Source organism: Oleiphilus sp. HI0080, from assembly GCF_001635135.1.
This window is the reverse complement of record NZ_LWFU01000940.1, coordinates 1-776: the sequence shown is the minus strand read 5'-3', so window position 1 is coordinate 776 and position 776 is coordinate 1. Positions and strand designations below refer to the sequence as shown.

The following is a 776-nucleotide window of genomic DNA, read 5'->3' as shown; positions in this document are numbered from 1 at the left end:
CCAGTAATTCTGAATGAGCCGGTTTAATCGCCCTGCGAAGATTAGAAATTTGATTCTTCTCTGACTCGTTGAAAGCATCCGTGATTATTGTGTTTAATTCACTAAAGCTCGGAATGGCTACTTGGTGTTTCCAGCAAGCATCTGTAAGCGCGTCGAAAATGAATTTTGGTTGTTCTTTTTGAGCAGCAAAATTCAGCGCTAAACCTACTAGAGTTTCAGTCATACTACTGTCATAAGATTCCCAGTTCAGGAAATCCAGAATCTTGATTCTATGCCTGGTAACTAAAGATCCAGCGTAGCTAGTCAATGAAGTAGGGGGTTCAACGCTTAAAGTTTTAGCCACATGGTTGATATCGCGCTTTCCAAATTGGGCAGAATTGAAAAAGCGAGCTCGAGATCTGAAGTAACCAAGCTGCAAAATAAAGCCAATTCTGCTTTCGATCGGATGAATTCGAGTGATGCTTGATTTCAGTTCAGATGGAATCGAGAAGTAACGTTGACGATCTTCCTTGGAAAATCTAGGAGGAGTGTCGAACAACAGTCTTTCTGCGTCGTTCAAAATATTGATAACTGGCATATCACTACGCTCTTATTGTTATGGTGCGTAATTATTTATCGGTACTCAGCAAGAAAAGCTTAGTATCGGGTGAGCCAGCCCCATAAACAGCAAAACCGCACAAGGCGGTTTTAATGCGAGACGAAAGTTAGTAAGGCCTTGTCTCTGTATAGCGCCGCCCCCAGAAGCCGTGTTTAGAGTATGAAAGCGAGTGTGATAT

At 42.3% G+C, this 776-nt stretch carries 1 protein-coding gene; it reads right to left on the bottom strand.

The annotated features are described in order from the left end of the window. A partial coding sequence (locus A3751_RS18340; protein ID WP_156492613.1) for a DUF4158 domain-containing protein occupies window positions 1-577 on the bottom strand: 577 nt, incomplete at its 3' end. Window positions 578-776: the final 199 nt, after the last annotated feature.